At 45.6% G+C, this 22,789-nt stretch carries 22 protein-coding genes; 20 read left to right on the top strand and 2 right to left on the bottom strand.

Annotation, left to right across the window (positions count from 1 at the left end):
* Positions 1 to 10: 10 nt before the first annotated feature.
* A complete protein-coding gene (gene rqcH / locus BSI_RS11310) occupies positions 11 to 1,723 on the bottom strand; it encodes a tRNA modification protein RqcH (protein ID WP_003238633.1) in 1,713 nt (570 codons plus the stop codon).
* A gap of 121 nt (positions 1,724 to 1,844) precedes the next feature.
* Between rqcH and BSI_RS11315 the strand changes: the two genes are divergently transcribed.
* From BSI_RS11315 to spoVM, 17 genes are all read left to right on the top strand, one after another.
* Positions 1,845 to 4,517 (top strand): calcium-translocating P-type ATPase, SERCA-type, encoded by a 2,673-nt coding sequence (locus tag BSI_RS11315; RefSeq protein WP_003238630.1) that lies wholly within the window; start codon positions 1,845 to 1,847, stop codon positions 4,515 to 4,517.
* Between the two features lie 81 nt (positions 4,518 to 4,598).
* A complete protein-coding gene (locus BSI_RS11320) occupies positions 4,599 to 5,474 on the top strand; it encodes a YicC/YloC family endoribonuclease (protein WP_019258365.1) in 876 nt (291 codons plus the stop codon).
* Between the two features lie 76 nt (positions 5,475 to 5,550).
* Positions 5,551 to 5,820, top strand: a complete 270-nt coding sequence (gene remA, locus BSI_RS11325) for an extracellular matrix/biofilm regulator RemA (protein WP_003154355.1) — start codon at positions 5,551 to 5,553, stop codon at positions 5,818 to 5,820.
* A gap of 7 nt (positions 5,821 to 5,827) precedes the next feature.
* Positions 5,828 to 6,442 (top strand): guanylate kinase, encoded by a 615-nt coding sequence (gene gmk / locus BSI_RS11330; RefSeq protein WP_003238626.1) that lies wholly within the window; start codon positions 5,828 to 5,830, stop codon positions 6,440 to 6,442.
* A 3-nt stretch (positions 6,443 to 6,445) separates the two neighbouring features.
* Complete coding sequence (gene rpoZ / locus BSI_RS11335) at positions 6,446 to 6,649, top strand: DNA-directed RNA polymerase subunit omega (RefSeq protein ID WP_003221520.1); 204 nt, start codon at positions 6,446 to 6,448, stop codon at positions 6,647 to 6,649.
* Positions 6,650 to 6,730: 81 nt separating this feature from the next.
* Entirely contained in the window at positions 6,731 to 7,951 is a 1,221-nt protein-coding gene (gene coaBC, locus BSI_RS11340) for a bifunctional phosphopantothenoylcysteine decarboxylase/phosphopantothenate--cysteine ligase CoaBC (RefSeq protein ID WP_032732057.1), read from the top strand.
* Positions 7,948 to 10,365 carry a primosomal protein N' gene (priA, locus tag BSI_RS11345; RefSeq protein WP_003238621.1) on the top strand — a complete coding sequence of 806 codons (2,418 nt, stop codon included), beginning with the start codon at positions 7,948 to 7,950 and terminating at the stop codon, positions 10,363 to 10,365. The genes coaBC and priA overlap by 4 nt, the downstream gene beginning before the upstream one ends.
* Before the next feature lie 26 nt (positions 10,366 to 10,391).
* On the top strand, positions 10,392 to 10,874 hold the full coding sequence (gene def, locus BSI_RS11350) for a peptide deformylase (protein WP_003238619.1): 483 nt from the start codon (positions 10,392 to 10,394) through the stop codon (positions 10,872 to 10,874).
* A gap of 4 nt (positions 10,875 to 10,878) precedes the next feature.
* Positions 10,879 to 11,832 carry a methionyl-tRNA formyltransferase gene (gene fmt, locus BSI_RS11355; protein ID WP_003238617.1) on the top strand — a complete coding sequence of 318 codons (954 nt, stop codon included), beginning with the start codon at positions 10,879 to 10,881 and terminating at the stop codon, positions 11,830 to 11,832.
* Complete coding sequence (gene rsmB, locus BSI_RS11360) at positions 11,819 to 13,162, top strand: 16S rRNA (cytosine(967)-C(5))-methyltransferase RsmB (protein WP_003238615.1); 1,344 nt, start codon at positions 11,819 to 11,821, stop codon at positions 13,160 to 13,162. Before fmt ends, rsmB begins: the two co-directional genes overlap by 14 nt.
* Before the next feature lie 3 nt (positions 13,163 to 13,165).
* Positions 13,166 to 14,257: a dual-specificity RNA methyltransferase RlmN gene (gene rlmN / locus BSI_RS11365; protein ID WP_003238612.1), complete on the top strand. Its 1,092-nt coding sequence runs from the start codon at positions 13,166 to 13,168 to the stop codon at positions 14,255 to 14,257.
* 6 nt (positions 14,258 to 14,263) lie between these two features.
* Positions 14,264 to 15,028, top strand: a complete 765-nt coding sequence (prpC, locus tag BSI_RS11370) for a protein-serine/threonine phosphatase PrpC (RefSeq protein WP_003238611.1) — start codon at positions 14,264 to 14,266, stop codon at positions 15,026 to 15,028.
* Positions 15,022 to 16,968, top strand: a complete 1,947-nt coding sequence (gene prkC / locus BSI_RS11375) for a serine/threonine protein kinase PrkC (RefSeq protein ID WP_003238609.1) — start codon at positions 15,022 to 15,024, stop codon at positions 16,966 to 16,968. The genes prpC and prkC overlap by 7 nt, the downstream gene beginning before the upstream one ends.
* 14 nt (positions 16,969 to 16,982) lie before the next feature.
* Positions 16,983 to 17,879 (top strand): ribosome small subunit-dependent GTPase A, encoded by an 897-nt coding sequence (gene rsgA / locus BSI_RS11380; RefSeq protein ID WP_003238608.1) that lies wholly within the window; start codon positions 16,983 to 16,985, stop codon positions 17,877 to 17,879.
* Between the two features lie 4 nt (positions 17,880 to 17,883).
* The gene (rpe, locus tag BSI_RS11385) at positions 17,884 to 18,537 is read left to right on the top strand and encodes a ribulose-phosphate 3-epimerase (RefSeq protein ID WP_003238607.1); all 654 of its coding nucleotides are present in this window, start codon (positions 17,884 to 17,886) and stop codon (positions 18,535 to 18,537) included.
* Between the two features lie 70 nt (positions 18,538 to 18,607).
* Positions 18,608 to 19,252, top strand: a complete 645-nt coding sequence (locus BSI_RS11390) for a thiamine diphosphokinase (protein WP_003238606.1) — start codon at positions 18,608 to 18,610, stop codon at positions 19,250 to 19,252.
* Between the two features lie 69 nt (positions 19,253 to 19,321).
* Positions 19,322 to 19,402, top strand: coding sequence for a stage V sporulation protein SpoVM (spoVM, locus tag BSI_RS0121140; RefSeq protein WP_032732056.1), 81 nt, complete (start codon positions 19,322 to 19,324; stop codon positions 19,400 to 19,402).
* 72 nt (positions 19,403 to 19,474) lie between these two features.
* On the opposite strand, the gene rpmB is transcribed toward spoVM, so the two are convergent.
* Positions 19,475 to 19,663, bottom strand: coding sequence for a 50S ribosomal protein L28 (gene rpmB / locus BSI_RS11395; RefSeq protein ID WP_003221548.1), 189 nt, complete (start codon positions 19,661 to 19,663; stop codon positions 19,475 to 19,477).
* A 278-nt stretch (positions 19,664 to 19,941) separates the two neighbouring features.
* On the opposite strand from rpmB, the gene BSI_RS11400 reads away from it, so the two are divergent.
* The 3 genes from BSI_RS11400 (at position 19,942) to sdaAB (ending at position 22,782) form a co-directional block, all read left to right on the top strand.
* Positions 19,942 to 20,304, top strand: a complete 363-nt coding sequence (locus BSI_RS11400) for an Asp23/Gls24 family envelope stress response protein (protein ID WP_003238605.1) — start codon at positions 19,942 to 19,944, stop codon at positions 20,302 to 20,304.
* Between the two features lie 15 nt (positions 20,305 to 20,319).
* Positions 20,320 to 21,981, top strand: coding sequence for a fatty acid kinase ATP-binding subunit FakA (fakA, locus tag BSI_RS11405; RefSeq protein ID WP_003238603.1), 1,662 nt, complete (start codon positions 20,320 to 20,322; stop codon positions 21,979 to 21,981).
* A gap of 138 nt (positions 21,982 to 22,119) precedes the next feature.
* Positions 22,120 to 22,782, top strand: a complete 663-nt coding sequence (gene sdaAB / locus BSI_RS11410; RefSeq protein WP_003238602.1) for an L-serine ammonia-lyase, iron-sulfur-dependent subunit beta — start codon at positions 22,120 to 22,122, stop codon at positions 22,780 to 22,782.
* The last annotated feature ends 7 nt before the right edge of the window (positions 22,783 to 22,789 follow it).

Here is a 22,789-nt window from a genome sequence, read left to right as displayed (position 1 = left end):
TTTATGCGGCTCAGCTTTTTTTCAGCTTGATGACAGTATCAGCATCAGGTGTGACAAAAACGGTATGCTGGCTGTCGTAGGTGACGAAGCCAGGCTTCGCACCGTTCGGTTTTTTGACATGTCTGATTTTTGTATAATCTACAGGAACTGAACTTGAATCTTTAGCTTTTGAAAAATAAGCTGCAATTGTAGCGGCTTCAATGATTGTTTGCTCATCCGGTTCGCTGCTTCTGATCACAACGTGGGAGCCTGGAATATCCTTCGTGTGAAGCCAAATATCGTCTCTGGCTGCCGCTCTTGTCGTTAAATATTCATTTTGGCGGTTGTTTTTACCCACTAAAATCGTTAAGCCCGAAGAGGATTCATATGTTTCTAAAACCGGGTTGTGCGGTTTTTGTTTTCTCTGTCCTTTTTGCTGCTTAGGGCGTAAATATTTGCCCTCCACGAGCTCCTCCCTGATTTCGCTGATATCTCGAGGAGAAGCGGACGAAAGCTGCTGAATCAGCTGATCAAAGTATTCGATCTCCTCCTGTGCCAGCCTGATTTGCTCTTCGACAACTGCGACTGAATTTTTCGCTTTCTGATACTTCGTGAAGTAGGCCTGTGCGTTTTCAGAAGGCGATTTGTTCGGGTTTAACGGTATCGTGATTGTCGGACTTTCTTCATCGTAATAGTTGATGACCTCAGCCTGTTTATCACCTTTTTTCAGCATGTATAAATTAGCAGTTAAAAGCTCCCCGTATAGCTGAAATTCCTTCGCGTTTTCCGAATACTCCAGTGTTTTCTCTAATTTTTTGATTTTGTTGGCATTCTTCTTCCGTTCATTGACAACAAACCGTTCAAGATCCTGAGCTTGCTGCTTAACCCGGTCTCGTTCAGCTTTTCCGAAATAAAAACGGTCGAGCAGCTCGCTTAATGAATCAAACCGGCGCGCTTCACCTTTTAGATGAGTCAGCTCCAGCAGATAAAAATATTCCTTTCCGTTTACAGTTGTAATGTTGGGAATGAAGCGGTGTTCTTTTACTTCCGTAAACAGCTCCAGCAGCGCTTTTGGCAGTGTGACTTTGTTGACAAGCCCCGCTCTGTGAACCGCTTCTTTAGCAAAGAGCGGGGACACACCTGAAAAGTGGTCGACAATTTGTTTGTCCAGCCGTCCTTCTTGAAAACTGAGATGACGTAAAATATCGTCTTCTGTCGCCTCAAGCGGCGAGATTTTGTCCTGGGCCGGCGGAAGCTTATAATCGTAGCCGGGCAGTACGGTACGGTAGCTGTTCATTGACGGCGATAAATGCTTAAGTCCGTCGATGATCACATTTTCTGCTCCGTCTGTCAAAATGATATTGCTGTGGCGGCCCATAATTTCTACATAAAGCTTTCGAACGGTTTCATCGCCAATTTCGTTCCGGCTTTTGATATGAAAAATCATAATGCGGTCTAAGCCCGCTTGTTCAATATTCTCAATGAATCCGCCTTCGATATGCTTTCTCAGCAGCATGCAAAACATTGGCGGTTCGCTTGGGTTTTCATAAGCTTGCGTCGTGATGTGCACCCGTGAATAGCTCGGGTGAGCGGATAGTAATAGTTTTTGGTTTTTTCCATTAGCACGGATGTGAAAAATCACATCGTGCTTATATGGCTGATGGACTTTCGTAATTCGCCCGCCCATCATTTTCTCATTAAGTTCGTGTGTCATTCCGTATGTAAACATGCCATCAAACGACATATGCAATACACCCTCTCATTCTTCCTGCATTCGATAATTATAGCATGAAATGGGACGAGTCAGAATAAGCATGCTTATAGAGTGATATCTCTATAAGAGAGCAGGGGAGTGGACGAGCGGAATGAAGTTTCATGAAATGGGACAAACAGATTTACTAGAGGCAACCAATACGTCCATGAAACAAGGATTAACTGAAAAAGAGGTGAAAAAACGCCTCGACAAGCATGGACCAAACGAACTGCAAGAAGGGAAAAAAACATCAGCGCTTCTCTTGTTTTTGGCGCAGTTCAAAGATTTTATGGTGCTTGTGCTTCTGGCGGCAACGTTAATCTCAGGATTTCTTGGTGAATATGTAGACGCGGTTGCGATTATTGCGATTGTGTTGGTGAATGGCATACTCGGTTTCTTTCAAGAAAGGCGTGCTGAGCAATCTCTTCAGGCTTTAAAAGAGCTTTCAACACCGCATGTCATGGCGCTCAGGGAAGGAAGCTGGACAAAGATTCCTTCTAAGGAACTTGTGCCGGGTGATATTGTGAAATTTACAAGCGGGGACAGGATTGGCGCGGACGTTCGAATTGTTGAAGCGAAAAGCCTTGAAATAGAAGAATCAGCGCTGACCGGGGAATCAATCCCGGTTGTGAAGCATGCAGATAAATTGAAAAAACCGGATGTTTCCCTCGGTGATATTACGAATATGGCATTTATGGGAACCATTGTGACCCGCGGCAGCGGTGTCGGGGTCGTTGTCGGCACAGGAATGAATACGGCAATGGGGAAAATTGCCGACATGCTTGAATCAGCAGGGACACTGTCAACCCCGCTGCAAAGAAGACTTGAGCAGCTCGGGAAGATTTTAATTGTTGTTGCCTTGCTTTTGACCGTACTTGTCGTTGCTGTCGGTGTCATTCAGGGGCACGATCTGTACAGCATGTTTTTAGCGGGTGTGTCGTTAGCAGTCGCCGCAATTCCAGAGGGGCTCCCGGCGATTGTGACAGTGGCGCTGTCGCTAGGCGTACAGCGGATGATTAAGCAAAAATCAATCGTACGAAAGCTTCCCGCGGTTGAGACGCTTGGGTGTGCGTCTATCATTTGTTCAGATAAAACCGGGACAATGACGCAAAACAAAATGACGGTGACACATGTCTGGTCCGGAGGAAAAACATGGAGAGTAACAGGGGCCGGCTATGAACCGAAAGGAAGCTTCACACTGAACGAAAAAGAGATCAGTGTGAATGAGCATCCGCCGCTTCAGCAGATGCTGCTGTTCGGAGCGCTTTGTAACAACTCCAATATTGAAAAAAGAGACGGCGAATATGTGCTTGACGGAGATCCAACAGAGGGAGCGCTGCTCACCGCGGCAAGAAAAGGCGGTTTTTCAAAGGAGTTTGTTGAATCTCATTACCGGATGATTGAAGAGTTTCCGTTTGATTCTGCCCGGAAAATGATGACTGTCATTGTCGAGGATCAGGACAGAAAGCGGTATATCATTACAAAAGGTGCACCGGATGTGCTGATGCAGCGCTCTTCCCGTATTTTTTATGACGGCTCAGCGGCGCTTTTCTCAAATGAGAGAAAAGCAGAAACAGAGGCGGTATTAAGACAGTTGGCATCCCAGGCGCTCAGAACGATAGCGGTTGCCTACAGGCCGCTAAAAGCAGGTGAAACACCGTCTATGGAGCAGGCGGAAAAAGATTTGACGATGCTCGGTCTTTCGGGCATTATCGATCCGCCGCGGCCGGAAGTCAGACAGGCGATTAAAGAATGCCGTGAAGCGGGAATTAAGACCGTCATGATTACAGGCGATCATGTGGAGACTGCTAAAGCGATAGCGAAAGACTTGCGCCTCCTCCCGAAAAGCGGCAAAATCATGGATGGCAAGATGCTGAATGAACTTTCTCAAGAAGAGCTTTCTCATGTAGTGGAGGATGTGTATGTATTTGCCCGCGTTTCTCCAGAGCACAAACTGAAAATCGTGAAAGCCTACCAGGAGAACGGGCATATTGTGGCGATGACGGGAGACGGCGTCAATGACGCCCCAGCCATTAAACAGGCTGACATTGGAGTCTCTATGGGCATTACCGGGACAGATGTGGCCAAAGAAGCGTCATCCCTTGTTCTCGTGGATGATAATTTTGCGACGATCAAATCAGCGATAAAAGAGGGCAGAAACATCTATGAAAATATCAGAAAGTTTATCAGATACCTGTTGGCTTCTAACGTCGGAGAAATTCTTGTCATGCTGTTTGCGATGCTGCTTGCCCTTCCTTTGCCGCTCGTGCCGATTCAGATTTTGTGGGTCAACTTGGTGACCGACGGATTGCCGGCAATGGCGCTCGGCATGGATCAGCCGGAAGGAGACGTGATGAAGCGGAAGCCGCGTCATCCGAAAGAAGGAGTGTTTGCCCGCAAGCTTGGATGGAAGGTCGTCTCCAGAGGATTTTTGATCGGAGCTGCCACCATTTTAGCGTTTATCATTGTGTATCACCGGAATCCGGAGAATTTGGCTTATGCCCAGACGATCGCGTTTGCCACATTGGTTCTGGCTCAGCTTATTCACGTTTTTGACTGTCGCAGCGAGACCTCTGTTTTTTCCAGAAATCCGTTTGAAAATCTGTACTTAATTGGCGCAGTATTGTCATCAATTTTGCTGATGCTGGTCGTGATCTACTATCCGCCGCTTCAGCCGATTTTCCATACAGTTGCCATCACGCCGGGAGACTGGATGCTCGTCATTGGCATGTCCGCCATTCCTACTTTTTTGCTGGCTGGGTCACTTTTGACAAGAAAAAAATAAATTCATATGATATAATCTTAGGGGTAATAGCATGTCTATTGCCCTTTTATTATAGAACAGGGAAGAATTGGGTGTTTTAAAATGATACGAAGTATGACAGGCTTCGGCAGTGCAAGCAAAACACAAGATGATCTCTCTGTAAGCGTTGAACTTAAATCTGTGAACTACAGATTTAAAGAAGTGAACGCTCGTTTGCCAAGGCCTTTGCTATATTTTGAAGATAAGCTGAAACAGACCATTCTGCAGCATATCCATCGCGGAAGAATTGAACTTTTCGTATCCGTTGACAGCGATATGCTTGTTGAGAAAAGGCTTGAAATTGATTGGCCGCTGCTCGATGAGTTTGTCGCAGCTGCGAGAGATATGAAGAAGCGGTATCAATTGTCTGCAGAGCCTGATGTAATGGATTTCTTCAAGCTTGACCATGTCGTTCAGATTCATGAAGAACAGACGCAAAATGACAAGCTGGAGGCGTTAATCACCGCTGCTGCAGAGGAAGCGGTAAAAGGGCTCTGTGAAATGCGTGAAAAAGAGGGGCTGCTTTTAGCAAAAGACTGCCTGCTGCACATTGATCAGCTTGAAGAGCTGGTGAAAGAGACTGAATTGCTGGCAGCGGATGTCGTATCTCGTTACCGGGAACGGCTGTACGCCAGAATAAAAGAATGGACTGAAGACGTGTTAGACGAGAGCCGGCTTGTAACAGAATGCGCTATTTTTGCAGACCGCTCTGATATCACTGAAGAGATTACCAGGCTGAAGAGCCACTTCGCCCAGTTTCGTGATATATTAGCTGGAGGCGGAGCTGTCGGGCGCAAACTCGACTTTCTCGTTCAGGAGCTGAATCGGGAAGCAAATACAATCGGCTCAAAAGCAAATGATCATCAGATCACAAAGCTTGTCGTCGAAATGAAAAGTTCTATTGAAAAAATAAAAGAACAAGTGCAAAATATAGAATAGTGACTGTGCGTATTGTTTACAGACGGTCTTACTAGGCTAAACTAGAGACGTCTATTTTACAGGGGGAACGTAGAAGATGACGATTAAACTGATTAATATCGGATTTGGCAATATTATCTCCGCCAATCGGATGATTTCGATTGTCAGCCCGGAGTCTGCGCCAATCAAACGAATGATCCAGGATGCAAGAGACCGCGGAATGCTAATTGACGCTACATACGGGCGAAGAACCCGTGCAGTTGTCGTCATGGATAGTGATCACATTATCTTATCTGCCGTCCAGCCTGAGACAGTTGCACACAGACTTTCTGTTAAAGAAGAAATTATGGATGAAGGGCAGGGATAATTGCCGCATGAAAGAAAGAGGGTTATTAATCGTTCTCTCAGGTCCCTCAGGAGTTGGTAAAGGAACGGTTCGGCAAGCGATTTTTTCGCAGGAAGACACAAAATTTGAATATTCGATTTCAGTAACCACAAGAAGTCCGCGAGAGGGCGAAGTGAACGGAGTCGATTATTTTTTCAAAACGAGAGATGAATTCGAGCAAATGATTGCAGACAACAAGCTGCTTGAATGGGCAGAGTATGTCGGCAATTACTACGGCACGCCTGTCGATTATGTTGAACAGACGCTTCAAGAAGGAAAAGACGTCTTTTTAGAAATCGAAGTTCAAGGCGCTCTTCAAGTGAGAAATGCTTTCCCGGAAGGCCTGTTTATTTTCCTTGCGCCTCCAAGCCTTTCTGAACTGAAGAACAGAATCGTGACAAGAGGAACGGAAACAGACGCTCTGATTGAAAATCGAATGAAAGCCGCAAAAGCTGAGATCGAAATGATGGATGCTTATGATTATGTCGTTGAAAACGATAATGTCGAAACGGCTTGCGATAAAATCAAAGCAATCGTTCTCGCTGAACATTTGAAGCGCGAGCGCGTTGCGCCAAGATATAAGAAAATGCTGGAGGTTGAATAACCAATGTTAGATCCGTCAATTGATTCTTTAATGAATAAATTAGATTCCAAATACACGCTCGTGACTGTTTCTGCGAGACGTGCCCGAGAAATGCAAATCAAAAAAGACCAAATGATTGAACATACGATTTCACACAAATATGTAGGCAAAGCTTTAGAAGAAATTGATGCAGGCCTGCTTTCGTTTGAAAAGGAAGACCGCGAATAGTAGCACAAGTAGCAACCTATATCATGTAGGTTGTTATTTTTTTCCGTGCGGTTTTTGTAAAGTGCAGAGGGGGAGAAGTCATTGCTTAACAATCGAAATGTGTTACTTTGCGTGAGCGGAGGCATCGCTGTTTATAAAGCCTGTGCGTTAACGAGTAAGCTGGTTCAGGCAGGTGCAAATGTCAAAGTGATTATGACTGAATCAGCATGTCGGTTCGTCTCACCGCTGACATTTCAGGCATTGAGCCGCCATGAAGTCTATACAGATACATTTAAAGAACAAAATCCAAGCGTCATATCTCATATTGATGCCGCAGACTGGGCCGACTTGGTTATCGTGGCGCCGGCTACGGCTAATGTGATTGGAAAACTGGCAAACGGCATTGCTGATGATATGCTGACGACAACATTGTTAGCAGCAACGGCTCCCGTTTGGATCGCGCCGGCGATGAACGTTCACATGTACGACCACCCGGCAGTCAAACGAAATATTTCTGTTCTTTATCAGGATGGTTTTCGTTTTATTGAGCCGAGCGAGGGCTATTTAGCATGCGGTTATGTAGGAAAAGGCAGATTGGAAGAGCCTGAAAATATCGTGAAGCTAGCCGAAAAGTATTTTGCTGACGAAAAAATCGCTCCTTTGGAGGGCAAACGTGTGGTCATTACAGCTGGTCCGACAAGGGAAGCGGTTGATCCTGTCCGATTTTTCACAAATAAATCAACGGGCAAAATGGGATATGCATTAGCGGAGGCTGCTGTCCAGCTCGGCGCACAGGTAACCTTAATCTCTGGCCCTGTTTCGCTGGAACTGCCGAAAGGCCTTTCTCAGTTTATCCCTGTTCAATCGGCTGCGGATATGCGCGAAGCGGTGCTCTCTGTGTATGACGCAAGCGATATTGTCATCAAAACAGCTGCAGTAGCCGATTTTACGCCGAAAACAGTGTTTGACCATAAAATGAAAAAACAAGACGGCGGGATGACCCTTGAATTAAAAAGAACGGTTGATATTTTGAAAGAATTGGGCGAGAAAAAGCAGGAGCAGCTATTGGTCGGATTTGCCGCTGAAACACAAGACGTTGAACACTATGCCCGTAAAAAGCTCACCGCCAAAAATCTTGATATGATTGTGGCAAATGACGTGAAAGCAAATGGGGCCGGTTTTGGTGCTGATACGAATATCGTGACAATCTTCTTCAAAGACGGGCGCAAACGCGAGCTGCCGATGATGTCTAAGCTCGATGTTTCTTTTGAAATCCTTCAGGAGATCGCAGCCCTCTTAACACAAACCGGAGAGCGTCCATGAATTTTGCCGAAGTCATCGTTGATGTCAGCACCAAAAATATAGACAGGCCTTTTGATTACAAAATCCCAGACCATCTCAAGGGCATGATCAAAACGGGCATGCGGGTCATTGTTCCGTTTGGCCCCCGTAAAATTCAAGGATTTGTGACAGCTGTCAAAGAAGCATCTGATCTCTCGGGGAAGTCTGTTAAAAAAGTAGAGGATTTATTAGATCTTACACCTGTTTTGACAGAGGAGCTTATGAATCTGTCATCATGGCTGTCCGACAAAACGCTGTCTTTTAAAATAACAGCGCTTCAAGCGATGCTGCCTGCTGCATTAAAGGCGAAATATGAGAAAGAATTAAAAATCGCAGACAGCGCCGATCTTCCGCCTCAAGTGGAACGGCTGTTTTCTGAAACAAAGACTCTGCTGTATTCGGATATACCCGATCACGATACGCTGAAAATGATTCAAAAGCATGTTCAAAAAGGCAGCATTGACGTGACGTATAAAGTCGCGCAAAAAGCCAATAAAAAAATGGTCAGGCACATTCAGGCAAATGCGAGTAAAGAAGAGCTTGCCAAGCAGGCTGAGGGATTATCCCGCCAAGCAGCAAAGCAGCAGGCAATTCTTCACTTTTTCATCGCTGAGCCGGAAGGGGTGAAAATCCCTGCGGCGGAATTGTGCAACAAAACGGATGCGAGCTCTGCGACCATCAAAACCCTGATCCAAAAGGGGCTTTTGAAGGAAAGCTATGAAGAGGTTTACAGAGATCCCTATCAGGACAAAATGTTCAAAAAAACAGAACCGCTCCCGCTGACAGACGAACAGAGCGCTGCCTTTGAGCCAATACGTCAGACCTTGGACAACGATGAGCATAAAGTGTTCCTTCTTCACGGCGTGACAGGAAGCGGAAAAACAGAAATTTATCTGCAATCGATTGAAAAAGTACTGGCGAAAGGAAAAGAAGCCATCGTCCTCGTACCGGAAATCTCGCTGACGCCGCAGATGGTCAATCGCTTCAAGGGCCGTTTCGGCTCTCAGGTTGCAGTCATGCACAGCGGATTATCCACAGGGGAAAAATATGACGAGTGGCGCAAAATCCACCGGAAGGAAGTGCGGCTTGTCGTCGGCGCCAGATCAGCTATTTTTGCTCCATTTGAAAATCTCGGCATGATTATCATCGATGAAGAGCATGAATCCTCTTATAAACAAGAAGAAATGCCGCGCTATCATGCGAAAGAGGTGGCAATCAAGCGGGCTGAGCATCACAGCTGTCCTGTTGTGTTAGGCAGTGCTACGCCAACATTAGAGTCATATGCACGGGCGCAAAAGGGTGTGTACGAGCTTCTTTCGCTGAAGCATCGCGTTAACCGCCAGGTGATGCCTGAGGTTTCCCTTGTCGATATGAGAGAGGAGCTCCGAAACGGGAATCGCTCGATGTTTTCAATTGAATTGATGGAAAAGCTTGAAGAAACGATTGCCAAGGGTGAGCAGGCCGTGCTTTTTTTAAATAAAAGGGGCTATTCTTCCTTTGTGATGTGCAGGGATTGCGGATATGTCCCGCAATGCCCTCACTGCGACATTTCCATGACGTACCATCGTTACGGCCAAAGGCTGAAATGCCATTATTGCGGACATGAGGAGCCTGTTCCGCATACTTGTCCCGAATGCACAAGCGAGCATATTCGTTTTTTCGGAACGGGAACACAGCGGGTGGAGGAAGAGCTGACAAAAGTTCTGCCAAATGCGAGAGTGATTCGGATGGATGTTGACACGACATCGCGGAAAGGCGCCCATGAAAAATTATTGTCAGCTTTTGGAGAAGGAAAAGCGGATATTCTTCTCGGAACGCAAATGATCGCGAAAGGGCTTGATTTTCCGAATGTCACACTTGTCGGAGTGTTAAGTGCCGATACCACACTTCATATTCCTGATTTCAGATCGGCCGAAAAAACATTTCAGCTGTTAACGCAAGTCAGCGGCCGGGCAGGCAGGCATGAAAAACCCGGCCATGTCATCATTCAAACGTACACACCGTCCCATTACAGCATCCAGCTGACGAAGACGCACGATTATGAAACGTTCTATCAGCACGAAATGGCGCACAGAAGAGAGCAATCCTATCCGCCCTATTACTTTTTGGCTCTTGTGACTGTTTCTCATGAGGAAGTGGCGAAAGCAGCTGTTACTGCTGAAAAAATCGCTCACTTTTTGAAAGCAAACTGCGGAGCTGACACGAAAATTCTCGGGCCAAGCGCGTCGCCGATAGCCAGGATCAAAGATAGATATCGCTATCAATGCGTGATAAAATACAAACAGGAAACCCAGTTATCCGCTTTGTTGAAGAAGATACTGGAACATTATAAACGCGAAATTGAACAAAAGCATGTAATGATTTCAATTGATATGAATCCTTATATGATGATGTAAGATCTCACGTCTTGGAGGGTAACAAATTGGTAGTGAAAAAGGTTGTCACACATCCTGCGGAGGTGTTGGAAACACCTGCGGAAACCGTGACTGTTTTTGATAAAAAGGTAAAAAAGCTGCTTGATGATATGTACGACACCATGCTTGAAATGGATGGAGTCGGACTGGCAGCGCCGCAGATCGGCATTTTAAAAAGAGTGGCTGTCGTAGATATCGGAGATGACAGCGGCAGAATTGATCTCGTTAATCCTGAGATTTTAGAAAAAAGCGGTGAGCAAACCGGAATTGAAGGATGCCTGAGCTTTCCTGGCGTCTATGGTGATGTCACACGTGCCGATTATGTCAAAGTGCGTGCGTTTAACCGTCAGGGAAAACCGTTCATTCTGGAAGCGCGAGGCTTTTTAGCGAGAGCCGTGCAGCACGAAATGGACCACTTAGACGGTGTGCTGTTTACATCTAAAATAAGCAAATACTATACAGAAGATGAACTAGCGGATATGGAAGGATGATTTGATGACGAGGATCGTATTTATGGGGACGCCGGATTTTTCAGTTCCTGTTTTAAGAACCCTGATAGAGGATGGTTATGAAGTAGTGGGGGTCGTCACACAGCCGGACCGTCCGAAGGGCAGAAAAAAAGTGCTGACACCTCCTCCGGTAAAGGAAGAGGCATTGCGTCACGGCATCCCGGTTCTTCAGCCGGAAAAAGTCAGATTGAAAGAAGAAATTGAGAAAGTGCTGGCATTAAAGCCTGACCTTATTGTAACGGCAGCATTCGGACAAATTTTGCCTAAGGAGCTTCTCGACAGCCCGAAATACGGCTGCATTAACGTTCACGCGTCACTTTTACCGGAACTGCGCGGGGGGGCTCCGATCCATTATTCCATTCTGCAGGGAAAGAAAAAAACCGGTGTTACCATTATGTATATGGTAGAAAAATTGGATGCCGGCGATATGATCTCAAAAGTGGAAGTGGACATTGAAGAAACCGATAATGTCGGAACGCTGCACGATAAATTAAGCGTAGCTGGCGCGAAGCTATTGTCTGAAACAGTTCCAAACGTCATTGCCGGCAGCATATCACCTGAAAAGCAGGATGAAGAGAAAGCGACATACGCGCCTAACATCAAAAGAGAGCAAGAGCTGATCGACTGGTCTAGAACGGGTGAAGAGCTTTACAACCAAGTCCGCGGCTTAAACCCTTGGCCTGTTGCCTATACGACTCTTAATGGACAAAACTTGAAAGTGTGGGCGTCGAAAAAAACACCCGCACAAACAAAAGCTGAGCCCGGCACAGTCGTTTCGGTTGAAAAGGAAGGGATTATCGTTGCCACAGGTAACGATACGGCCCTGTTATTAACCGAACTTCAGCCGGCCGGCAAAAAACGCATGAAAGGCGAGGACTTTGTGCGCGGCGCTCATGCTGAGGCCGGCGATATGTTAGGAGTAAACAATGAAAAAAAATAGTGTTCGTGATATCGCCCTAGAGGCGCTGATCAAACTGGAACAAAACCAGGCATACAGCAACCTGCTACTGAAATCGGTCATTAAATCAAATGAACTGAGTGATCAGGACAGAGGGCTTTTGACTGAACTTGTCTACGGTACATTGCAAAACAAGATCGCGCTCGATTATATGCTCAAACCGTTTATTAATAAGCCTCAAAAAGTAAAGCCGTGGGTGATTCAGCTTCTTCGCCTATCCTTGTATCAAATGGAGTATTTGGAGAAGATTCCAGAGAGGGCGGCCATTCATGAAGCGGTCGAAATTGCTAAAATCCGCGGACACAAAGGCATTGCTTCATTTGTCAACGGCGTGCTTCGTTCCATTCAGCGCGAAGGTGTTCCATCCTTTGACGCTATCGAAGATCCTGTCCGCCGGCTGGCGACAGAGACAAGCCATCCGGAATGGCTTGTGAAAGAGTGGGCGGATGCATATGGATTTGATGCGGCTGAAAAGATTTGCCGCATCCACCTCATTCCGCCGAAGCAGACACTGCGGGTCAATCAAATGAAAATAGACAGAGCGGATTTGCTTAATCAAATGGCTGCTGAGGGAATCGAAGTTGAAAAAGGCGATCTGGCTGAAGACGCTGTGAAGCTCTTAAAGGGATCAATCGCTGGAACTCATTTCTTCCAAAACGGTGAAGTTTCCATTCAGGATGAGAGCTCCATGCTCGTCGCCCGCGCCCTTGATCCTAAGCCCGGTGAAACGGTGCTTGACGCGTGTGCCGCGCCTGGAGGAAAGTCGGCTCATATCGGAGAATTGATGGAGAACAAGGGAAGCGTTACATCGCTTGATCTTCACAAGCATAAAGTGAAGCTGATCAAAGAAGCTGCAGATCGGCTTGGCCTTACAATCATTGAGGCGAAAACGATGGATGCGAGAAAAGCAGGCGAAACGTTTGAAAATGGACAGTTTGACCGGATATTGGTCGATGCCCCGTGCTCAGGTTTTGGTGTCATCCGAAGAAAGCCGGACATGAAATACACGAAAAAACCTGATGACAGCGCGCGGCTTGCTGAAATCCAGCTGTCGATCTTGAGGGAAATCGCACCATTAGTAAAAAAAGGTGGCACTCTTGTCTACAGTACGTGTACAATGGACCGGACAGAAAATGAAGAAGTAATACATGCGTTTATACAAGAACATCCTGATTTTGAACCCGATTTGTCTCTTGAAAAGCGGCTGCCCGAAAAGGCGAGACCCTTTGTTCGGGATGGAAGGGTGCAAATCCTTCCTCATTATTTCGGAACAGATGGTTTCTTTATTTGCAGCATGAGAAAGAAGGGATAAGTAATGGCAGAACTTAAAAAAACAAAAGTAAGAAAAGAATTGCGGACAGAGCGCCCGTCTATTTATTCTTTTGAATTAGATGAAATCAAACAATGGCTGACAGACAACGGAGAGAAACCGTTCCGCGCGGCACAGATCTTTGAATGGCTATATGAAAAACGCGTGTCTTCTTTTGAAGAAATGACAAACTTGTCAAAGGATCTGCGTGAGAAATTAAGCGCTCATTTTGAGATGACGACGCTGAAAACGGCTGTTAAACAAACCTCTCAAGACGGTACGATGAAGTTTTTGTTCGAGCTGCATGACGGTTATACAATCGAAACCGTTTTAATGAGACACGAGTATGGCAATTCTGTATGTGTAACGACACAAGTCGGCTGCCGTATTGGCTGTACGTTCTGCGCGTCAACACTCGGAGGTTTGAAACGAAACCTTGAAGCGGGTGAAATTGTCGCTCAAGTACTCAAAGTTCAAAAGGCTCTGGATGAAACGGATGAACGTGTCAGCTCTGTGGTGATCATGGGAATTGGTGAACCTTTTGATAACTTTAATGAAATGCTTGCTTTCTTGAAAATCATTAACCATGACAAGGGCCTGAATATTGGTGCTCGTCATATTACGGTTTCTACAAGCGGCATCATCCCGAAAATTTACGAATTCGCTGATCAGAAAATGCAGATTAACTTTGCAATTTCTCTGCACGCGCCGAATACAGAAATCAGAAGCCGTTTGATGCCGATTAACAGAGCGTATAAACTGCCTGATTTAATGGAAGCCGTTAAATATTATATTAATAAAACGGGACGCCGTATCAGCTTTGAATACGGTCTGTTCGGCGGCGTAAACGACCAGGTCGAGCACGCTGAAGAACTTGCCGACTTGCTGGAAGGAGTCAAATGCCACGTAAACTTGATTCCGGTAAACTACGTTCCTGAACGGGACTATGTGCGTACACCACGTGATCAGATTTTTGCTTTTGAGAAAACGCTGAAATCCCGCGGAGTAAATGTCACAATCCGAAGAGAGCAAGGACATGACATTGACGCAGCCTGCGGTCAGCTTCGCGCGAAGGAGCGTCAAGACGAGACGAGGTGATGAGGGTTGTTAACAGCCTTAAAAACAGATACAGGGAAAATCCGCCAGCATAATGAAGATGATGCGGGAATATTCAAGGGGAAAGATGAATTTGTATTAGCGGTTGTCGCTGATGGCATGGGCGGCCATCTTGCTGGAGATGTTGCAAGCAAGATGGCTGTGAAAGCCATGGGGGAAAAATGGAATGAGGCAGAAACGATTCCAGTTGCGCCCTCGGAATGTGAAGAGTGGCTTATTGAACAGATTCTTGCGGTAAACAGCAAAATATACGATCACGCCCAGGCCCACGAAGAATGCCAAGGTATGGGGACGACGATTGTATGTGCGCTTTTTACAGGGAAAACGGTTTCTGTTGCCCATATAGGTGACAGCAGATGCTATTTGCTTCAGGACGATGATTTCATTCAAGTGACAGAAGATCATTCGCTTGTAAATGAACTGGTTCGCACTGGAGAGATCTCCAGAGAAGACGCCGAACATCATCCGCGAAAAAATGTGTTGACGAAGGCACTTGGAACAGACCAGTCAGTCAGCATTGATACACGTTCCTTTGACATTGAAGCCGGGGACAAACTGCTTCTATGCTCTGACGGACTGACGAATAAAGTGGAAGGCACTGAATTAAAAGACATCCTGCAAAGCGATTCAGCTCCTCAGGAAAAAGTAAACCTGCTTGTGGACAAAGCCAATCAGAATGGCGGAGAAGACAACATTACAGCAGTTTTGCTTGAGCTTGCTTTACATGTTGAAGAGGGTGAAGATCAGTGCTAATCGGCAAGCGGATCAGCGGGCGTTACCAAATTCTCCGCGTTATAGGCGGCGGGGGAATGGCCAACGTGTATTTAGCTGAGGATATCATTCTAGACCGTGAAGTCGCAATCAAAATCCTTCGGTTTGACTATGCGAATGACAATGAGTTTATCAGGCGTTTCCGCAGAGAAGCCCAATCCGCATCAAGCCTTGATCACCCGAATATTGTCAGCATTTACGATTTGGGCGAGGAAGGCGATATTTATTATATTGTCATGGAATACGTTGAGGGCATGACGCTCAAAGAATACATAACAGCAAACGGGCCGCTTCACCCTAAAGAAGCGCTGAACATCATGGAGCAAATTGTCTCAGCCATCGCTCATGCCCACCAAAATCAGATTGTTCACAGAGACATTAAGCCGCATAACATTTTGATTGACCACATGGGAAATATCAAAGTGACGGATTTCGGAATTGCGACGGCACTGAGTTCGACCACAATCACCCATACCAATTCTGTCCTGGGCTCAGTGCATTACTTATCACCTGAACAGGCGCGGGGCGGTTTGGCGACAAAAAAATCGGATATTTATGCGCTTGGAATCGTTTTATTTGAGCTTTTAACCGGCCGTATCCCGTTTGATGGAGAATCGGCAGTCAGCATCGCCTTAAAGCATCTTCAGGCGGAAACTCCTTCGGCGAGAAGGTGGAATCCGTCAGTACCCCAAAGCGTTGAAAACATCATACTAAAGGCAACTGCCAAAGATCCTTTTCATCGCTACGAAACGGCTGAAGACATGGAAGCAGACATACAAACAGCTTTTGACGCCGACAGACTCAATGAAAAGAGATTTACCATTCAAGAAGATGAAGAAATGACAAAAGCGATTCCTATCATTAAAGATGAAGAGCTCGCTAAAGCTGCTGGCGAAAAAGAAGCTGAATTGACATCCGCCCAAGAGAATAAAACAAAGAAAAACGGCAAAAGAAAAAAGTGGCCGTGGGTTTTGCTCACGATATGCATCGTTTTCATCACGGCTGGAATTCTCGCTGTCACTGTTTTCCCATCGCTTTTTATGCCTAAAGATGTCAAAATACCTGATGTCTCCGGAATGGAATACGAAAAGGCGGCAGGCCTTTTGGAAAAAGAAGGTTTGCAGGTTGATTCCGAGGTTTTGGAAATCTCGGATGAGAAAATTGACGAGGGCCTGATGGTAAAAACGGATCCTAAAGCGGATTCCACAGTCAAAGAAGGAGCAACGGTCACTCTTTATAAGAGCACCGGAAAAGCAAAAACGGAGATCGGTGATGTGACAGGCCAAACGGTCGATCAGGCAAAAAAAGCGTTAAAGGACCAGGGGTTTAAACATGTAACGGTGAGTGAAGTGAATGACGAGAAAAACGCGGGCACTGTCATTGACCAGAATCCGTCAGCAGGGACTGAGCTTGTGCCGAGTGAAGATCAAGTCAAGCTCACAGTCAGTATCGGACCCGAAGACATTACGCTTAGAGACTTGAAAACTTACAGTAAAGAAGCAGCGTCTGGATATCTGGAAGACAACGGGCTGAAGCTGATAGAAAAAGAAGCATACTCGGATGACGTTCCAGAAGGACAGGTTGTTAAACAAAAACCAGCAGCAGGAACGGCAGTAAAGCCGGGAAACGAAGTTGAAGTGACATTCTCTCTCGGACCTGAGAAAAAACCTGCGAAAACAGTGAAAGAAAAGGTTCAGATCCCCTACGAGCCAGAAAATGAAGGGGACGAGGTTGAAGTGCAAATCGCAATTGACGATGCGGATCACAGCATCTCTGACACTTATGAAGAATTTAAGATAAAAGAGCCGACTGAACGGACGATCGAACTAAAGATTGAACCCGGTCAAAAAGGGTACTATCAAGTGATGGTAAACAATAAAGTCGTCAGCTACAAAACCATTGAGTATCCAAAAGATGAATAACAAGGAGGGAAAATATGCCTGAGGGCAAAATTATTAAGGCGCTAAGCGGCTTTTACTATGTACTGGATGAATCAGAGGATTCAGATAAAGTGATACAATGCAGAGGAAGAGGTATTTTCAGAAAGAACAAAATTACCCCTCTCGTCGGCGATTACGTTGTGTATCAGGCTGAAAATAATAAAGAGGGATATCTGTTAGAAATTAAAGAAAGAACCAATGAGCTTATCAGGCCGCCAATTTGCAACGTTGATCAAGCGGTCCTTGTATTCTCAGCGGTTCAGCCTTCTTTCAGCACGGCATTGCTCGACCGCTTCTTGGTTCTTGTTGAGGCCAATGATATTCAGCCGATTATATGCATTACAAAAATGGATCTGATTGAAGATCAAGATACACGAGATGTGATTCAAGCCTATGCAGAAGACTATCGGAAAATTGGTTATGACGTGTACCTCACCTCCTCTAAAGACCAAGACAGTTTAACGGACATCATCCCGCATTTTAAGGACAAAACAACGGTGTTTGCCGGTCAGTCCGGTGTTGGAAAATCCTCGCTTCTCAACGCGATCAGTCCGGAGCTCGGTTTGAGAACAAACGAGATTTCCGAGCATTTGGGCCGCGGGAAACACACAACCCGTCACGTGGAGCTGATTCACACGTCCGGAGGCTTGGTAGCGGATACTCCGGGATTCAGTTCGCTTGAATTCACAGACATTGAGGAAGAAGAGCTGGGCTATACCTTCCCTGATATTAGAGAAAAAAGCTCTTCATGCAAATTTAGAGGCTGTCTGCATTTAAAAGAGCCGAAATGTGCGGTGAAACAAGCTGTTGAAGACGGGGAATTAAAGCAGTACCGCTATAACCATTATGTTGAATTTATGACGGAGATTAAAGACAGAAAGCCGAGGTATTAGCATAATGATAAAGGTTGCACCATCTATTCTTTCCGCTGATTTTGCCGCTTTAGGCAATGAGATTAAAGATGTAGAAAAGGGCGGAGCCGATTGTATTCATATTGATGTCATGGACGGCCATTTTGTCCCGAATATCACGATCGGTCCGCTGATTGTAGAAGCTGTCCGGCCGGTAACAGATCTGCCGCTTGATGTTCATTTAATGATAGAGGAGCCGGATCGTTATATCCCGGATTTCGCGAAAGCGGGCGCAGATATCCTGTCTGTGCATGCTGAGGCATGTCCACACCTGCACCGCACCATCCAGCTCATTAAAGAGCATGGCGTGAAGGCCGGTGTTGTTCTGAACCCGCATACGCCTGTTCAAGTCATCGAGCATGTTTTTGACGACCTTGATCTTGTTCTTTTAATGACGGTGAACCCGGGATTTGGCGGGCAGAAATTTATTCATTCAGTCCTTCCTAAAATAAAAGAGGTTAAGCGAATGGCCGATGAAAGAGGAAAAAAAGATCTGTTAATTGAAGTAGACGGCGGCGTCAACAAAGAAACCGCTCCGCTAGTCATTGAAGCGGGCGCAAATTTACTCGTTGCCGGCTCAGCTGTTTATGGCCAGCCTGACCGCAAAAAAGCGATTTCTGAAATCAGAGGAAGCAAATAAGCAAATCAAAAAAGAGCTGGGCATACTGAGCCTAAGCTCTTTTTCCTGTATGCAGAGAAAGGAATCAGAGATGAAAACAATCAATATCGTTGCGGGAGGCCCTAAAGATCTCATTCCCGATCTAACCGGCTATACGGCTGAACACATCCTCTGGATCGGTGTCGACAAAGGCACGGTCACTCTTTTAGATGCCGGGATCATTCCTGATGAAGCCTTTGGAGATTTTGACAGCATAACAGAGCAAGAACGCCGCCGAATTGAAAAAGCCGCTCCCGCACTCCATGTGTATCAAGCAGAAAAAGATCAAACAGATTTAGACCTCGCCCTTGACTGGGCGCTGGAAAAGCAGCCGGATATCATTCAGATTTTCGGCATTACAGGCGGCAGAGCTGATCATTTTTTAGGAAACATCCAGCTTCTGTACAGAGGTGTAAAAACAAATATAAAAATTAGGCTGATAGACAAACAAAATCATATTCAAATGTTCCCTCCCGGTGAATATGATATTGAGAAGGATGAAAACAAGCGATATATCTCCTTCATACCGTTTTCCGAAGAAATACATGAGCTGACCCTGGACGGTTTTAAATATCCGCTAAATAAGTGTCATATTACGCTCGGTTCAACACTATGTATTAGTAACGAACTCATTCATTCACGAGGTACTTTTTCGTTTACAAAAGGCATATTAATAATGATAAGAAGCACGGATTAGCATGTGCTTTCATTCATTTGCTGAAATCAATGAACAGGCGGTTACGGGACGTTATAGGAGGGGACAAAAATGAAATTTTACACCATTAAATTGCCGAAGTTTTTAGGAGGAATTGTCCGGGCGATGCTGAGCTCATTTAGAAAAGATTAATGCCCAGGGGTTCAAAGCCCTCTTTCACCACATAAAAACGCCTGCCACATATCGGGGCAGGCGTTCATTTTGTTATACACGCTCAACTTTACCGGATTTCAAAGCTCGAGCAGATACATATACTTTTTTAGGTTTTCCGTTCACAAGGATACGAACCTTTTGAAGATTCGCGCCCCAAGTGCGCTTAGAAGCGTTCATTGCGTGAGAACGGTTATTCCCAGCTGTTGTTTTTTTACCTGTGATAACGCATTTACGTGCCATTTGTTTCCCTCCTCACTTGCACAAAACATCTACTTTTAAACATTCATATGATCTTAGATGCTTTCGATATGGATACTTTAAATAATTTACCACAGCTAAAAAACGTTTGCAACTATTGTTTCATCATCTTTCAAGAAAATTCACTTGACATCTTGCAGAAACAGCGGCGCTATAGTATATGTAGAGGGACGGGCAGCAATACCCGGGTCTTTTCTTTTCATAATGGAAACCATATAGTAGAATAGCTGTAACTCTATGCATTCGAAGGAGGAACTAGTGTGTCCATTGAATTAAGAACGAAGTACGGGCAGATTGATATATCTAATGAAGTCATTGCGATGGTTGCAGGAGGGGCGGCGATTGACTGTTACGGCATTGTCGGCATGGCCTCCAAAAACCAGATTAAAGACGGACTGACTGAAATCCTTCGGAAAGAGAATTTCAGCAGGGGTGTCCAAGTTCGCCAAGAAGGAGAACAGATACATATTGACATGTATATCATTGTCAGCTATGGCACGAAAATTTCTGAAGTGGCACATAATGTCCAAACAAAAGTAAAGTACACAGTAAACCAAACCATCGGACTGGCAGTGGACTCTGTCAATATTTATGTCCAAGGCGTACGAGTGACGAACCCGTAGTTAGGAGGAGTAGGATTGTCTATCAGAACATTAGACGGCAGAACCTTTGCCGAGATGATTCTTGCGGGAGCGCAGAATCTGTCTCAAAACGCGAGTGCGGTTGATGCGCTGAACGTGTTTCCGGTGCCGGACGGCGATACGGGAACAAACATGAACCTGTCGATGACTTCCGGAGCAAGAGAAGTGGAGCAAATGGATACGGATGATATCGGTAAGGTGGGCTCCGCGTTATCTAAAGGACTGCTCATGGGAGCACGCGGAAATTCAGGAGTTATCCTGTCCCAATTGTTCCGCGGCTTCAGTAAAAGCATTGAAACGAAAAAAGAAATTAATGCGTTAGAGTTTGCACAAGCACTGCAAGCAGGTGTTGATATGGCGTATAAAGCTGTCATGAAACCTGTAGAAGGCACCATTTTAACAGTTGCAAAAGATGCTGCGAAAAAAGCGGTGGCTCTGGCAGAAAAAGAAACCGATATCACAGCGCTGATGACTGCTGTGACAGGTGAAGCAGAGGCGTCTTTAAACAGGACCCCTGAATTGCTTCCTGTCCTGAAGGAAGTAGGAGTCGTCGACAGCGGCGGCAAAGGCCTGCTTTGTGTGTATGAAGGTTTTCTTGCTTCATTAAAAGGTGAAATTGTGCCTCAGAAAGCAGTTCTTCCGTCACTTGACGACATGGTCAGCGCAGAGCATCACAAGAGCGCGCAAAGCATGATGAATACCGAAGATATTGAATTTGGTTTTTGTACCGAAGTGATGGTTAGGCTCGATCAGACAAAACGAGAATTCGACGAAGGCACGTTCAGACAAGACCTAAGCCAGTTCGGTGATTCTCTGTTAGTCATTGCGGATGAATCGCTGGCAAAGGTTCATATTCATGCGGAAGAGCCGGGAAATGTATTAAACTATGCCCAGCATTACGGTGAATTGATCAAAATTAAAATAGAAAATATGAGAGAACAGCATACCTCCATCATCAGCCAAGAAAGCAAGCCTGCTGAGAACGAAAAACCGCCGGCAAAGCAGCCGTATGGCATTGTGACTGTAGCGATGGGAGAAGGCATTTCTGACTTATTCAAAAGCATCGGCGCTTCTGTTGTGATTGAAGGCGGGCAGACCATGAACCCGAGCACTGAGGATATTGTCGAGGCCGTGAAATCTGTAAATGCAGAAACGGTGTTTATCCTACCGAATAACTCAAACATCATCATGGCTGCTAATCAAGCGGCCAGCGTAATGGGTGAACAGGTTTTTGTCATTCCTGCCAAAACGGTTCCGCAAGGGATGTCAGCCCTGCTGGCATTTAATCCGGATCAAGAAACTGAAGCGAACGAAGCCAATATGCTCAGCGCCATTCAGCAAGTAAAAAGCGGGCAGGTGACGTACTCAGTCAGAGACACTCATATTGACGGCAAAGATATTAAAAAAGGCGACTTTATGGGAATTCTGAATGGAACGATTATCGGCACTGCTGAAGATCAGCTGTCAGCCGCGAAAATGCTGCTGTCAGAAATGATCGGAGAAGACGACGAAATTGTCACCATCCTATATGGTGAGGATGCGTCTCAGGAAGAAGCGGAGGAGCTTGAAGCGTTTCTTAGTGAAAAGTACGAGGAGATTGAGGTTGAGATCCACAACGGAAAACAGCCGCTGTATTCGTATATAGTTTCTGTAGAATAGAAGGGCGATTCGCCCTTCTATTCTTATGTCTGCTTTTAAGTGCGGCAGCGCTGTAACGCGCCCGCTTGCCATTTTATATGTGATCAATTAGTCTAGAAGCAAAGCGCTTATAAGCTCTTGTTCATAAGGAGGAATAGCATGAAATACAGAAGCGTTTTTGATATTATCGGCCCGGTTATGATCGGTCCGTCCAGCTCGCATACAGCGGGAGCGGCGAGAATTGGGAGAGTGGCCAGAAGTTTATTTGGCAGAGAGCCTGAGAGCATCGTCGTATCCTTTTACGGCTCTTTTGCGGAAACGTATAAGGGCCACGGCACAGATGTCGCGATTATCGGCGGATTGCTTGATTTTGATACATTCGACGAACGAATTAAAACCGCTATAAAAATTGCAGAAGATAAAGGAATTGATATAGAGTTTCGGGTTGAAGATGCTGTCCCGGTCCATCCGAACACAGCCAAAATCACCATTTCTGATGAAAAGGGAGAGCTTGAGCTGACGGGTATTTCAATTGGCGGAGGAAAGATTGAAATCACAGAATTAAATGGTTTTGAACTCCGGCTTTCAGGAAATCATCCGGCCATATTGGTTGTTCATAATGACAAGTTTGGCACGATTGCCGGTGTTGCCAATGTTTTGGCGAAATTTTCAATCAACGTAGGCCATATGGAAGTAGCCCGCAAAGATATCGGCCAGCTTGCGCTGATGACAATAGAAGTCGATCAAAATATTGACGACCACGTTCTCGACGAGCTGTCGAAGCTGCCGAATATTATTCAAGTGACAAAGATTGCTGACTAGAGAAAGG

This window comes from Bacillus inaquosorum KCTC 13429 (genome assembly GCF_000332645.1).
GTDB lineage: Bacteria > Bacillota > Bacilli > Bacillales > Bacillaceae > Bacillus > Bacillus inaquosorum.
This window is presented reverse-complemented; position numbering and strand designations above follow the sequence as displayed.